The organism is Sphingomonas sp. KRR8, from assembly GCF_023559245.1.
Classification (GTDB): Bacteria; Pseudomonadota; Alphaproteobacteria; order Sphingomonadales; family Sphingomonadaceae; genus Sphingomicrobium.
Map to the genome: position 1 here is coordinate 2,202,561 of NZ_CP097462.1, position 13,467 is coordinate 2,216,027.

General features: G+C 68.7%; 10 protein-coding genes. 5 read left to right on the forward strand and 5 right to left on the reverse strand.

Going from position 1 to position 13,467, the window contains the following annotated elements:
• The first annotated feature begins 17 nt into the window (after positions 1–17).
• From hutI to hutH, 4 genes are all read left to right on the forward strand, one after another.
• Entirely contained in the window at positions 18–1,223 is a 1,206-nt protein-coding gene (gene hutI, locus M8312_RS11135) for an imidazolonepropionase (protein WP_250117761.1), read from the forward strand.
• An 11-nt stretch (positions 1,224–1,234) separates the two neighbouring features.
• Positions 1,235–2,905: a urocanate hydratase gene (gene hutU, locus M8312_RS11140; protein ID WP_250117762.1), complete on the forward strand. Its 1,671-nt coding sequence runs from the start codon at positions 1,235–1,237 to the stop codon at positions 2,903–2,905.
• An 86-nt stretch (positions 2,906–2,991) separates the two neighbouring features.
• The gene (locus M8312_RS11145) at positions 2,992–3,480 is read left to right on the forward strand and encodes a lipocalin/fatty-acid binding family protein (RefSeq protein ID WP_250117763.1); all 489 of its coding nucleotides are present in this window, start codon (positions 2,992–2,994) and stop codon (positions 3,478–3,480) included.
• Positions 3,481–3,562: 82 nt separating this feature from the next.
• Positions 3,563–5,086 carry a histidine ammonia-lyase gene (hutH, locus tag M8312_RS11150; protein ID WP_250117764.1) on the forward strand — a complete coding sequence of 508 codons (1,524 nt, stop codon included), beginning with the start codon at positions 3,563–3,565 and terminating at the stop codon, positions 5,084–5,086.
• Here hutH and M8312_RS11155 read toward each other — a convergent pair.
• The 4 genes from M8312_RS11155 to M8312_RS11170 form a co-directional block, all read right to left on the reverse strand.
• Positions 5,083–5,487, reverse strand: coding sequence for a DUF2147 domain-containing protein (locus M8312_RS11155; RefSeq protein WP_250117765.1), 405 nt, complete (start codon positions 5,485–5,487; stop codon positions 5,083–5,085). The genes hutH and M8312_RS11155 overlap by 4 nt on opposite strands.
• Before the next feature lie 77 nt (positions 5,488–5,564).
• Positions 5,565–8,978: an error-prone DNA polymerase gene (locus tag M8312_RS11160; RefSeq protein ID WP_250117766.1), complete on the reverse strand. Its 3,414-nt coding sequence runs from the start codon at positions 8,976–8,978 to the stop codon at positions 5,565–5,567.
• Between the two features lie 9 nt (positions 8,979–8,987).
• Entirely contained in the window at positions 8,988–10,511 is a 1,524-nt protein-coding gene (locus M8312_RS11165; protein ID WP_250117767.1) for a Y-family DNA polymerase, read from the reverse strand.
• Positions 10,429–11,127 (reverse strand): ImuA family protein, encoded by a 699-nt coding sequence (locus M8312_RS11170; protein WP_250117768.1) that lies wholly within the window; start codon positions 11,125–11,127, stop codon positions 10,429–10,431. Before M8312_RS11170 ends, M8312_RS11165 begins: the two co-directional genes overlap by 83 nt.
• A gap of 110 nt (positions 11,128–11,237) precedes the next feature.
• Here M8312_RS11170 and M8312_RS11175 point away from each other — a divergent pair, with 110 nt between their 5' ends.
• Positions 11,238–12,851, forward strand: coding sequence for a M28 family peptidase (locus tag M8312_RS11175; RefSeq protein ID WP_250117769.1), 1,614 nt, complete (start codon positions 11,238–11,240; stop codon positions 12,849–12,851).
• Here M8312_RS11175 and M8312_RS11180 read toward each other — a convergent pair.
• A complete protein-coding gene (locus M8312_RS11180) occupies positions 12,848–13,459 on the reverse strand; it encodes a peptidylprolyl isomerase (RefSeq protein ID WP_250117770.1) in 612 nt (203 codons plus the stop codon). The genes M8312_RS11175 and M8312_RS11180 overlap by 4 nt on opposite strands.
• Positions 13,460–13,467: the final 8 nt, after the last annotated feature.

Below are 13,467 nucleotides of genomic sequence, written 5' to 3' on the forward strand. Positions count from 1 at the left end.
GTGCCAAGCCCCACGCCATGTGGGACCGGCTGCTCACCGACTGCAACATCTGCACCATGGTGCCGACCCGGAACGACCCGCTGGGAGTCGTCCGAGGCGCCGCGATCGCGATTGCCGACGGACGCATCGTGCGCGTCGGCAAACGCACCGACATGGCTGGAATGAAGGTCGGCGAAGTGGTGCCGATGAACGGCCTGTGGGTGACGCCCGGCCTGATCGACTGCCACACCCACTTGGTCTTCGGCGGCACCCGCGCGCGCGAACATGCGCTGCGCCGGATGGGCGCCAGCTATGAGGAGATCGCGAAGGCGGGCGGCGGGATCGCCTCGACCATAGCTGCCACGGCCGCCGCGAGTGACGATGAACTGCTGGAAAGCGGCCGGCGCCGGCTGCGGGCGCTGATGGCCGGCGGCTGCACGACGGTCGAGATCAAGTCAGGCTACGGCAGCGATGTGGCCAGTGAGATGCGCCTGCTGCGCATTGCCCAGCGGCTGGCCGAAAGCGAGCCGGTGCGCATCGCCCCGACCCTGCTTGCCTTGCATGCTTTGCCGAAGGGCGCCGACCGCAAGGCCTTCGTCGCCCAGGCGATCGATGAGCTGGTGCCGGCGGTGGCAGACGCGCAGCTGGCGACCGCCGTGGACGGTTTCTGCGAGGGGATCGGCTTCCTGCCACATGAGATCGAGCAACTGTTCGTCGCCGCCGAAAACCAGGGCCTCCGGGTCAAGCTTCATGCCGAGCAGCTCAGCAATCGTGGCGGAGCCAAGCTGGCGGCGCGCTATCACGCCTTGTCCGCCGACCACCTCGAACATCTCGACGCCGTGGGGGCCGAGGCGATGGCCGCCGCCGAGACGGTTGCGGTGCTGCTGCCAGGCGCATTCTATGCGCTTCAGGAGAAGCAGAAGCCGCCCGTCGAACTGCTGCGCGACCATGGCGTGCCGATTGCCATCGCCACCGACTGCAACCCCGGCACGTCGCCGCTGCTCAACCCGCAGCTGGCGATGAACATGGCCTGCACCCTGTTTGGGCTGACGCCGGAGGAAGCGCTGGCCGGAATGACCGTCAACGCCGCGCAGGCGCTTGGCATCGACGACCAGGTGGGCACCATCGCGGCAGGCAAGGTGGCGGACCTGGTGGCCTGGGACATTTCGGAGCCGGCGGAGCTTGGCTACTGGATCGGTATGCCCGGGCCGGAGCGGCGGATGCTGGCGGGGGTGGATTGTTGAGGGGACAGGAGTTGAACGAACGCAGGGATAACAGCCGCCGGATCAGCGCGCGGCGCGGGAGCGAGATCAAGGCCAAGAACTGGCTCACCGAAGCTGCCGTGCGGATGCTGCAGAACAACCTCGATGACGAGGTCGCCGAGGACCCGGAGAGCCTGGTCGTCTACGGTGGCATCGGCCGGGCGGCGCGCAACTGGGCTTGCTTCGACCGCATCGTCGACACTCTGGAGCGGCTCGAGGACGACCAGACCCTGCTGGTCCAGTCGGGCAAGCCGGTCGGCGTCTTCCGCACTCATGCCGATGCCCCGCGCGTGCTGATCGCCAACTCCAACCTGGTGCCCAAATGGGCGACCTGGGAGCATTTCAATGAACTCGATCGCGCCGGCCTCATGATGTACGGCCAGATGACGGCCGGCAGCTGGATATACATCGGCACGCAGGGCATCGTCCAAGGCACCTACGAGACCTTCGCCGAGATGGGCCGCCAGCATTATGGCGGGAACTTAAGCGGCAAGTGGATCCTGACTGCGGGCCTTGGCGGCATGGGCGGGGCGCAGCCGCTGGCGGCGGTGATGGCCGGGGCGCATTGCATCGCCATCGAGTGCCAGGAAAGCCGGATCGAGAAGCGGCTGGAGACCCGCTATCTCGACCGCCGCGCGACCAGCATCGACGAGGCGCTGGAGATCCTCCGCACCGCCGCCGAGCCGACCAGCGTCGGCCTGCTCGGCAACGCGGCGGAGATCATCCCCGAGATGCTCGCCCGAGGCATTCGCCCGGACGCCGTCACCGACCAGACCAGCGCCCACGATCCCGCCAATGGTTACCTCCCGATCGGCTGGACGGTGGCGCAGTGGCTCGAGATGCGCGAACGGGACCCGCAGGCCGTGGCGGCGGCGGCGCGGATCGCCATGGCGCGCCACGTCGAGGCGATGTTGTCTTACCGCGACATGGGCGTGCCGGTGTTCGATTACGGCAACAACATTCGCCAGGAGGCGAAAGACACCGGCGTCGAGCACGCCTTCGACTTTCCCGGCTTCGTTCCCGCCTACGTCCGGCCGCTTTTCTGCCGTGGTATCGGGCCGTTCCGCTGGGTCGCGCTGAGCGGCGATCCGCAGGATATCTACAGGACCGACCAGCGGGTGAAGGAGCTCATCCCCGACGATCCCCATCTCCACCGCTGGCTCGACATGGCGCGGGAGCGGATTGCCTTTCAGGGCCTGCCCGCCCGCATCTGCTGGGTCGGCCTTGGCCAGCGCCATCGGCTCGGCCTCGCCTTCAACGAGATGGTGCGGAACGGGGAGGTCAGCGCGCCCATCGTGATTGGCCGCGACCACCTCGACAGCGGCAGCGTCGCCAGCCCCAATCGCGAAACCGAAGCGATGAAGGATGGCTCCGACGCCGTCAGTGACTGGCCGCTGCTCAACGCCTTGCTCAATACGGCAAGCGGCGCGACCTGGGTTTCGCTCCACCACGGCGGCGGCGTCGGCATGGGCTACAGCCAGCACGCCGGCATGGTGATCGTCGCGGACGGCACCGACGAGGCGGCGCGGCGGCTGGAGCGCGTATTGTGGAATGACCCCGCCACCGGGGTGATGCGGCACGCCGACGCGGGTTATGAGGAGGCCGCCGACTGCGCGCGCGAGCAGGGACTGGACCTGCCGATGCTCTCGTCCTCGCGGACCTGAGTTACGGTCCGACGACGAGGATCAAGCGAGCCGTTGCCAAGCCGGCATGGTTGGCTAGGTTCCCGTTGCCCGCCCGGAGGTGCCGAATGAAGAACCTGCTCCGCATCCTCGTCCTCGTCTTCCTGCTTGGCGCAACCTCGGCGCTCGCCGGGGCGGAGCAGTCCTGGCCACTGATGGGTAGTTGGGCGGTCGATGTGAGCCGCCTGCCCATGCCGCCCGAGGCGCGGCCGAAGAGCGTGACGCTGACCTTTTCGCGCAGCGGGGACGGCCGATACCATACCCTGGTCCGAATCCTCGCCGGCGATGGGTCGGAGCGCACGATGACCGGCAGCTACACCGCCGATGGTACGCCCTACAAAATCGAGGGCGACACGCTGGAGGCGGATACGGCGGCGGTGACCCTGCCAACGCCCGACGTCATGGTTCTTGCGCTCGCGAAGAACGGCACGCCTGCCTCGACCCGTGTCTACGCCCTGCAGCCCGGCGGCGAGGAACTGGTCGAAACGGCGGCCTATGTCGGTGACGATGGCAAGCCGCTGATCCGCACCAACGTCTTCCGCCGGGTCAGGCGCTGAGGGCCGCTGACCACGACTGCTCTCCCGCCAAGGCGATGCGAGCGAACTGGCCCCGTCGGCCCGTGTCTGGCAGGACTGGCCCATGACCAGTTCCGACGTCCTCACCCTCGATCCTGAAGCGATCGGCCTTGCCACCCTCCGCCAACTCTGGCTCGGGACTCGGTGCCGGCTGGATGGGCCCAGTCGCACCCGCATCGAGGCCTCGGCCGACGCCGTTGCGCGGATCGTGGCGAGCGGTGACACCGTTTACGGCATCAACACCGGCTTCGGCCTGCTGGCGCAGACCCGCATTCCAGCCGAGCGTCTGTCGGAGCTTCAGCGCAACCTGATCCTGTCGCACAGTTGCGGGCTGGGTGAAGCGACGCCGCGCCAGGTGGTGCGGCTGATGATCGTGTTGAAACTGCTCGGGCTGGGGCGCGGCTACTCGGGCGTGCGGCACCAAGTCATCGACGCGCTGCAGGCGCTGCTGGACCAGGACGCCATGCCGATCATCCCAAGCCAGGGCAGCGTCGGGGCGAGCGGCGATCTGGCACCGCTGGCGCACATGACCGCCGCGCTGATGGGGCAAGGCTGGATCGATCTTGCCGGTGAGCGGGTGGCGGCGGGCCAGGCGCTGCAGCGGCTCGGCCGCGAACCGCTCGAGCTTGGACCCAAGGAGGGGCTGGCGCTGATCAACGGGACCCAGTTCTCGACGGCGGTGGCGCTCGACGCGCTGTTCGCCGCCGAGCGGGTGTTCGGCGCGGCGCTCCACAGCGGGGCGCTCTCGGTCGATGCGCTGAAGGGCAGCGTCAAGCCGTTCGACCCGCGCATCTCGGCGCTTCGTGGCCAGCCCGGCCAGATCCGCGTGGCCCGTGAAATCGCCCGGCTGCTGGACGGATCGGCGATTGTCGACAGCCATCATCGTTGCGGGCGGGTGCAGGACCCCTACAGCTTCCGTTGCCAGCCGCAGGTAATGGGCGCGGCGCTTGACCTGCTGGAGAATGCGGCCCGGACCCTGGCGATCGAGGCGGCGGCTGTGACCGACAACCCGATCGTGTTCGAGGATGAGGATAGCGCGATCAGCGGCGGCAACTTCCATGCACAGCCCGTCGCCTTCGCGGCCGACACCATCGCCATGGCGATGTGCGAGGTGGGCAGCCTGTCCGAGCGGCGAACTTCCGTGCTGGTGGACCCGAAGATGAGCGGTCTACCCGCCTTCCTCGTCGATGATGGCGGAGTGAACAGCGGGCTGATGATCCCCCAGGTCACCGCTGCCGCGCTGGTCAGTGAGAACAAGAGTCTGGCCTTCCCGGCCTCGGTCGATTCGATTCCGACGAGCGCAGGGCAGGAAGACCACGTCTCCATGGCCCCGATCGCGGCGCGCAAGGCCGGCCAGATCGTCCGCAATACGGCGGGGGTGGTCGCGGTGGAGCTGATCTCTGCCGCGCAGGGGGTCGATTATCACGCCCCGCTCGCCACCAGCGCGACCCTGCAGGCGCTGCACGCGAGGGTGCGGGCCATCAGCCCTCATCTGGAGGCGGACCGCTATTGGGCCGACGAGATGACGGCGCTTCAGTCAGCAGTGCTGGCGGGAGAGCTCAGCGGGGGCTTTGCCCTTTCGGGCTAGCTCACCCGGACCCAGGTCTGGTCCTTGCAGATGAAGCCGAGCACGCAGCCCTGCACCGTCAGCTGATTGCCGGCGAGACGCAGATTGCCGTTGGCGTGCATGTTCTGCTTGGGCAGGAACACCCGGCCCTTCCAGCGCTTGGTCCCAGCCGGGGTGATGTTGCTGAGGATGGTGGTTCCGATCAGTGCCTCGGTGCCGCCCTGCGCGGCCTTGGCCTTGGCCGAGGCAGTCGCCTGAACCACGCGGCCGCAAAGCGTCGGCCCACACTGGCCGATGCGGACGGTGACGCTACCCTTGGGATTGCGCCACAGGCCCTCGAGCTCGGAGGCCGGCGAAGCCGTGGCCGGAACCGCGCAGAGGGCCAGCGCCAGGGCTGCGGCGGTGTTGATTTGCTTGATCATGCGGTCCCCCTAGCAGCCCGAATCTGAGCCTGACCTTGCCGAAGCATGGCGGGAATGTGGCGATTCAAGGCTTGAGATCAATTGGTCGGGCAATCGATGACGCGCGCCTTGGGGATGACTTCAGCCTCGCGCGGGTGGCGGGCCATGGGCGGACGTGCCGGCCCGGCGCCGTCGCCGCGGCCAAGTTGCGGGTCGAATGGCTGCGCGTCGGACAAGGTTCGCAGCAGGCCGCTGTCGTCCTCCAGCCGCTGGGCGATCAGGTGGCACACCGCCTCGTCATGCTGGACGATGCCGTGCACCACCATCAGCCGTGCGCCCATCACCACCTTGCGCTGGGCGGTGAAGGCGTCAGGCCAGATGACGAGGTTGGCGACACCGCTCTCGTCCTCCAGCGTGATGAAGCAGACACCCTTGGCGCTGCCCGGTCGCTGGCGGATCAGCACCAGCCCCGCCAGGCTCACGCGGCGGCCATATTTGATGTCGCGAAGGTCGCACGCCCGAACGAAGCCCTTGGCAGCATAATGGTCGCGCAGGAACTGCATCGGGTGCGCCTTCAGCGACAGACGAACGGTCTGATAATCGCTGACCACATGCTCGCCGAGCGGCATGGTGGGAAGAACGGCGGTCTCGACCTCGTCACCTTCGTCGCGGGCATCAGCGGCGGCGAACAGGGGCAGCTCCGGCACCGGTTTCAGCGCCCGTGCCTCCCACAGCGCCTGCCGCCGGTCGAGTTCGATGGAACGGAAGCAGTCGGCCTCGGCCAGCCGCTCCACCGCATGCGGCGGGACCCGCCCGCGGCTTTGCAATTCCTCGACCGTGGCGAACGGGGCCGCGCTCACGACCCGCGCTGCATCCGCCACCCGCAAGCCTTCGACCTGGCGCAGGCCGAGCCGCAATGCGCCGTCCTCCAGCGAGCAATCCCACCCGCTCTCGTTCACATCCACCGCGCGCACTTCGACCCCATGCTCGCGCGCGTCGCGGACGATCTGGGCGGGCGCGTAGAAGCCCATCGGCTGGCTGTTGAGCAAGGCGCAGGCGAAGGCCGCGGGATATTTCCACCGCAGCCAGCTCGACACGTAAACGAGGTGCGCGAAGCTGGCCGCGTGACTTTCGGGAAAGCCATATTCGCCAAAGCCCCGGATCTGGTGGAAACAACGTTCGGCGAACTCACGCTCGTAACCGCGCGTCACCATCCGCTCGACCATCTTGTCCTGTAAGAGGTCGATCGTCCCGCGGCTGCGGAAGGTCGCCATGGCCTTCCTCAGCTGGTTGGCCTCTTCCGAGCTGAACCGCGCGGCATCCAGGGCGATCTTCATCGCCTGCTCCTGAAACACCGGCACGCCCAGCGTCCGCTTGAGGATTCGCTCCAGTTCGTCGGGCGGGCCGTGCTCGGGCGAGGGCCGGGGATAGACCACCGGCTCCTTGCCCTGGCGGCGCTTGAGATAGGGGTGGACCATGTCGCCCTGGATCGGGCCAGGACGGACAATCGCCACCTCGATCACCAGGTCGTAGAAGCAGCGGGGCTGGAGGCGCGGGAGCATGTTCATCTGCGCCCGGCTTTCGACCTGGAAAACGCCCAGGCTGTCGCCCTTGCACAACATGTCGTAGACGCCCTTCTCCTCGCGCGGGACGGTGGCGAGGTCCCAGGTCTCACCATGATGCCGTTCGACCAGCTCGAAGCATTTACGGATGCAGGTCAGCATGCCGAGCGCGAGGACGTCGATCTTGAGGATGCCCAGTTCCTCGATGTCGTCCTTGTCCCACTCGATGAAGGTACGGTCAGGCATGGCGCCATTGCCGACCGGCACCGTCTCGATCAGTGGCCGCTCGGTCAGGATGAAGCCGCCGACATGCTGCGACAGGTGGCGCGGCATGCCGATCAGCTGCTCGGCAAGCTTGATCACCCGGGCCAGGTGCGGGTCGGAGAGGTCCAGGCCCGCTTCGGCCACATGGTTTTCGCTGACGTCCTCGCCCCAGCCCCAGATCGTGCCGGCGATCGCCGCGCAAATGTCTTCGCTGAGGCCCATCACCTTGCCGACCTCGCGGATGGCCGAGCGCGGGCGATAGTGGATGATGGTGGCGGCGATCCCGGCGCGGTCGCGGCCGTATTTCTGATAGATGTGCTGGATCACCTCCTCGCGCCGCTCATGCTCGAAGTCGACGTCGATGTCGGGCGGTTCGCGCCGTTCCTCGGAGATGAAGCGCTCGAACAGGAGATCGGTGGTGGACGGGTCGACCGCGGTGATTCCGAGGCAATAGCAGACCGCGCTGTTGGCTGCGCTCCCACGCCCCTGGCAGAGGATCGGCGGCTCGCACGAACGGGCGAACTCGACAATGGAGTGGACGGTCAGGAAATAGCGCGCGAAGTCGAGTTTCGCGATCAGCTTCAATTCGTGGCGGAGCTGCTTGACGATCGTCTCGGGCACGCCGTCGGTGCCCCAGCGTTGCGAAGCGCCGATCCAGGTGAGGTGCTCCAACTGCTGCTGCGGGGTGCGGCCCTGGGGAACACTCTCGCGCGGATATTCATATTTCAGTTCGTCGAGGCTGAAGTGAAGCGCGTCGGCGAACGCGCGAGTGGCGCGGATCGCGTGCGGCCAGCGCTCGAACAATCGCTCCATCTCGGCCGGGCTCTTCAGATGCCGCTCGGCATTGGGGTGGAGGAGGTAACCCGCTTCCGTCAGCGTGGTCTTCTCCCGGATACAGGTCATGATGTCCTGCAGCGGGCGCTTGGCGGGCTCATGATAATGGACGTCGTTGGTGGCGAGGATGGTCCCGCCGATCGCTTTCGCCAGCCGGTCCAGCCGCTCGATCCGGGCGAGGTCGTCGCCGCGATAAAGGTGGGCGGCGGCGACGTGGCGGAGGTCGGGGAGGGCGGCGGTCAGGGCCGGCAATAGCGCTTCGAAGGCGTCGAGATCCTCGTCCGGCCAGGCGATGAAGGCGATGCCTTGCTGGTGGTCGGCGACGTCGGCCAGGCTGAGGTCGCACTGGCCCTTCTCCGCCCGGCCCTGGCCCAGGCTGAGCAGCCGGGACAGACGGGCGTAGCCTTCGCGGTCGATGGGGTAGGCGAGGAGGGTGGCAAACCTCTCATGGCGGAGCGGAGCGCGATCGAGGGGCGTCCGTTTGGGTGAGCGCCCCTCGACTGCGGCCTGGGGTTTCCGCTCGGGACGAAGGGGAAAAGGAAGGACGGTCGCACTCGCCGGTGGCGGCACGCTCACCACAAGCCGGCACCCGATCAGCGGCTTCAAACCCGCGCCTTTGCAGGCGCTGTGCATCCGCACCACGCCCGACAAGGTGTTGCGATCTGCCACTCCGATCGCGTCCATGCCCATGGCGAAGGCGGTCATCACCAGCTCGATCGCGTCGGACGCCCCGCGCAGGAAGCTGAAGGGCGTGGCGATCCCCAGTTCAACGAAAGAAGCCGGCGGGATGTAGGGCGCGGGCCCGTCCTTGCGGACCAGCTTGCGGCGGGCGAAGCCTTCCTGTTCAGGCATGGAGCGTCCTCACCCGAACAGCCCGTGGACGAACCAGCCGGGCGGTCCGCCGCGCCCGTCACCGACCAGCCCTTCGCGGAAGATCCAGAAGCGGCGGCCGTCCTCGTCCTCGACCTTGTAATAATCGCGCAGGCGAGCGGTGGAGCGCTCGCGCCACCATTCGGGCGCGATCCGCTGCGGCCCCTGAGCGCGGGCGATGTCGTGGACCTTGCGCCGCCACACGAAGCGGCGGGGCAGACCTTCGGGAGTGGCGTAGATGACCGCGATTGCCTCAGGGGTGTCGAGCAGGCGCTGGGGTTTCCCCGCTCCCGTTGACCCCCTTCCGCCGACGGATGGGGGAGGGTGGACTCCGGCCGCCCACCCATTGGCCCGCTCCGGCACATGGCTTGCGCGCGGGGCCGGCCGGCGGACCTTGTCGGGGCCAAGCTTGACGCTAAGCCGGTCGACAAGCTCGGCCAGCCTGGTCTCGCCGGATGGCTCGCCGACCAGTGCCTCCTGGCCGGCATCGAGCCGCTCGGTCCAGGTGGCGGTCAGGGTGAAGGCATCGATCCCGAACTCCGGATCGATGGTCCCCGCCTTGTCAGCCAGCAGCCGGGCAAGGTGCTTGGGGTCGCGGGTCGGAATGGAGGTGGCGGCGCCTGCTTGCGCAAGGCTGCCGTCGACCCGGTAGCCGGTCAGCAGCAATTCGCGCGCGCCCAGCCTGCGTGCCTCCAGTTGCTCGACCAGCCGGGGGACCAGCAGGGCGAGTGCCTGGGCACCGGACTCAGGATGGCTCACCGGCTCCTTCATTCGCAGCAGCGCGCGGGGCGGCGGGTCGGGGCGGATCCCGGTCAGCGGCTCGGGCTTGCGGCCGAGCGCCCGGTCGAGCGCGTCCAGTGGGTGGTCGGCCTCGCGGAAGCGCCGCGCCAGGCTCTTGCGCGGCACGCCGGCCAAGTCGCCGATGGTCTTGAGCCCGAGCCGGACCAGCGTGTGGGTGGCCGGCGCGCTCAGCCGCAAGGCGGCCACGGGGAGCGGCGCGAGCAGCGGTGCCAGTCGGGCATTCGACACCAGCACCGCGCCGCCGCCGAACCGCGCCAGCGCCCAGGCCGCGCCTGCCGTCGGGGCGATGGCGCTCCGCACGGTAAAGCCGAGGGCGCCGATCCTTGCTTCCATCTCGGCCAGCAGCCGTGCCTCGCCGCCGAACAAGTGGGCGACGCCGGTCACGTCCAGCCGCAGCGAGTCACTGCCGTCGACTTCGACCAACGGTGACCAGCGCCCGGCCCACAGCGCCAGCGCGCGAAGCCAGGCGGAATCGCCCGCGACATCGGCCGGCACCGCCTCCAGCGCAGGGTCGAGCGCGCGGGCGTCGGTCAGCCGGCCGCCGACCCGTGCGCCGCCTTCCAGCGCCGCTTCGGTCGCGGCGTGGATCAGTTGGCCGTGCTGCGCCTCAAGGGTGAGGACGACCGCTCGATCAGGCGTGCCGCCGCCAATCGCCGTCCAGCGTTCGATCGCCAGCCGCGGCAGCCACAGGGAGCAGATCCTGGCGTCCGTCACCGGCCACCACCCAGCGGCCAGGCTGGCAGCCACGGGCACGGAACAATTCGGCGTTCCAGCGCGGCTCGCCGGGTGCACGGGAGTCGAACGGATGGGCAGCGCTGGGCGCGCTCGCCAGCTTCCAGCGGAAGCGCGCCCCGCTGAGGTTGGCGTGGCCGCCGAGCCGAATCAAAAAGGCGGCCACGCCATGGCGTTCGGCGGCTACTGCCAGCCGCCGTGTCGCGGTGAAGTCGAGTGCGGGCGGGTCGCCCCACAATTCGCCGATGACGGCGCTCAGGGCCGGGCATCGCAGGCCCTCCTCCATTGCCCATAGCGCCGCCTTTGCGTCGCGCGCCTCGACATGGATGAGCCCGCGGCCAGCCGGCCCGAGCCCCGCCGGATGGACCCGCCCGCCTTCGAGGATCGCCATTCGCTCCTGCACCCACAGCAGCGGCCGGGCCGGGTCGAGCCCAGCCAGCAGGAACCCCGCCCAGCCCGCATCGCGCGGGGAAGCGGCGAACAGTTCGGACAGGGTCGGCCGCCCCGCTGCCCATGGCGGCAGGGAGTGTTCAACCCGCGCGGGATCCCCGCCGGGGACGGGGGACAAACCTCGTTCCACACGACTCGCAACGTTCATGTTCTACTTTTGTTCTTATTCCCGCGAGTCCGGCCAGTGAGTCAATGGAGCGACTCGCCGACCTCATTTTTGTCCTTGCCTGCAAAGCTTTGCAGCGCCCAAAGGCAGGCATGCGCAGCCTGTTCCTCGCCCCCGCCCTCCTGCTCACCCTCACAGCCGCCGGTCCGATCGATCCTGCCAGGATCAAGGCCGACGTCCGGACGCTCTCCTCCGACGCCTTCGAAGGGCGCGGCCCCGGCGAACCCGGCGAGCAGAAGGCCATTGCCTATATCGCGCGGCAGATGGCGGCGGCGGGCCTGCAACCGGCGGGGGAGAATGGCGGATGGTATCAGAGCATCCCGTTTGTCCGCCTCGACACCTTGCCGGGCGGGCGGCTGACCATTGCCATGCGCGGCTCCCCCGCCGTGCTGCGCGACGGGCCCGACCTCGATATCAATCCCACGACTCCGGGTCGAACGAAGCTAGACCACCTGCCTTTGGTGTTCGCCGGCTGGGGCGCGCCCGATCCGGCGCGGGGGTGGGACGCCTTCCAGGGCGTGGACGTGCGCGGCAAGGTGGTCGTGATGCTTGCCAATGACCCCGATTTCGAAGGCGGCCGGGACCTCGGCTTCGGCGGGCGAGCACTGACGTTCGGCGGGCGCGGCGGGACCAAGGCGGTGGCGGCGGCCAAGGCCGGCGCGGCGGGCGTGCTCTTCATCCACGAAGAAGCGGCCTACAGCTGGCCTTACTCCCAGGTCGGCGGAAGCATTCGCGTGCCTTCGTTCAGCTATGCGCCGCTGAAACCGACCAGCCTCAAGTTCAGCGGCATCGTTCGCGGTGGCGCCATCCTGCCGCTGCTCGCCCGCGCCGGATTCACGCTGCCTGCGCTGAAGCAACGGGCGCGCAGTGCTTCGTTCCGGGCGTTTGCGCTGCCGGGGACGGTCAGCGTCGATGCGACCAACCGCGCCACCAACGTCATCAGCCACAATGTGGTCGGCATCCTCCGCGGAGCTGCGCGGTCGGACGAAACGGTGCTGTACGGAGCACATTGGGACGCCAATGGGCACAACGGCCCTGACGCGCGGGGCGACAGCATCCGCAACGGTGCGATCGACAATGCCACGGGCACGTCGGAAATGCTCGAGGTCGCGCGCGCCTTCGCGCACGGCCCACGCCCGCAACGATCGGTGGTGTTCGCGGCCTGGACGGCGGAGGAGAAGGGGCTGCTCGGCTCAGAATGGTTCGCCCAGCATCCGGTCGTGCCGCTGGCCAAGATGGCGGCTGTCATCAACCTCGACCCGCATGTGGCCCTGCCAGCGGCCCGCAACCTCGAACTGATTGGCCCCGGCCAGTCGGAGCTCGAAGGTCTGCTGGTCCAAGCGGCGCGGGAGCAGGGGCTGCGGGTCGATCCGGAGCCTAGTCCGGAGGCGGGCTGGTACTTCCGCTCCGACCATTTCCCGTTCGCCCAGCGCGGCGTGCCGGTGCTTGCCTTTCGCGGCGGTCGCGACCTCAAGGTCGGCGGGCTCGCGGCCGGGCAGCGAATCGTCGGGGCCTACAACCAGCGCTGCTATCACCAGCCGTGCGACCAGTTCGACCCCAGGTGGACATTCGCCGGCAGCGCGCAGGAGGCGCTGGCGGCCTATCGGGTCGGGCAAATGGTGGCGAACAGCGCGGGCTGGCCTGGTTGGCTGCCGGGGGCTGTTTATGCCGCGACCCGCCAGGAGAGCGCGGCCGACCGGCGCTAGTTCGCCGGATCGACCCGCCGGGCGGTGCGGATGGCGATGGCGGGTTCGAGCATCTGACCCTTCATCCCTTCGCCGCCCTTGGTGGGTGATACCGGGCTGGCGAGGATCGCCTTCACCACGTCCATGCCCTCGACCACATGGCCGAACACCGCGAAGGCGTCGCCGAAGGTGGTGATCGGGCCGGCGAGGATGAAGAAGTCCGATCGGGCGGTGCCCGGGCCGAGGTTGGCCATGGCGATGGCGCCCGCGTCCATCTTGAGCCCGGTTTCGCTTGGCGGCTCATGCTTCACCGGAGGATAGAGCAGTCGCGCGTCCTTGGTGATCCCGGCCTGGATCAGGCCGTTGCCCTGCCCGTAGGGCATGGCGCGGTAGAAGGTGATGCCGTCGAAGCGCTTGGAATCGACATAGCGCAGGAAATTGGCGGTGGTGACGGGCGCGCGGGCCTGGTCGAGCGCGAGCACGATCCGGCCTTGCGCCGTGTCCAGCGCAACCCGGACGATGTCGGCCCTGGGAGCAGTGGCGGTGGCTGCCGGAGCGGGAGCCGTCTGCTGCGCCACGGCTGAAGTCGCAAGGCAAAGGGCGAGGGCGAACGTGATTCGGCTGGTCATGAGGTCAG

What these genes read in the sequence shown, in the direction of transcription:
- M8312_RS11175 (WP_250117769.1), top strand. Translation starts at nt 11,238, where the DNA reads ATGCGCAGCCTGTTCCTCGCCCCCGCCCTCCTGCTCACCCTCACAGCC.
- M8312_RS11160 (WP_250117766.1), bottom strand. Translation starts at nt 8,978, where the DNA reads ATGCCTGAACAGGAAGGCTTCGCCCGCCGCAAGCTGGTCCGCAAGGAC.
- M8312_RS11180 (WP_250117770.1), bottom strand. Translation starts at nt 13,459, where the DNA reads ATGACCAGCCGAATCACGTTCGCCCTCGCCCTTTGCCTTGCGACTTCA.
- M8312_RS11145 (WP_250117763.1), top strand. Translation starts at nt 2,992, where the DNA reads ATGAAGAACCTGCTCCGCATCCTCGTCCTCGTCTTCCTGCTTGGCGCA.
- hutH (WP_250117764.1), top strand. Translation starts at nt 3,563, where the DNA reads ATGACCAGTTCCGACGTCCTCACCCTCGATCCTGAAGCGATCGGCCTT.
- M8312_RS11170 (WP_250117768.1), bottom strand. Translation starts at nt 11,127, where the DNA reads ATGAACGTTGCGAGTCGTGTGGAACGAGGTTTGTCCCCCGTCCCCGGC.
- M8312_RS11155 (WP_250117765.1), bottom strand. Translation starts at nt 5,487, where the DNA reads ATGATCAAGCAAATCAACACCGCCGCAGCCCTGGCGCTGGCCCTCTGC.
- hutI (WP_250117761.1), top strand. Translation starts at nt 18, where the DNA reads ATGTGGGACCGGCTGCTCACCGACTGCAACATCTGCACCATGGTGCCG.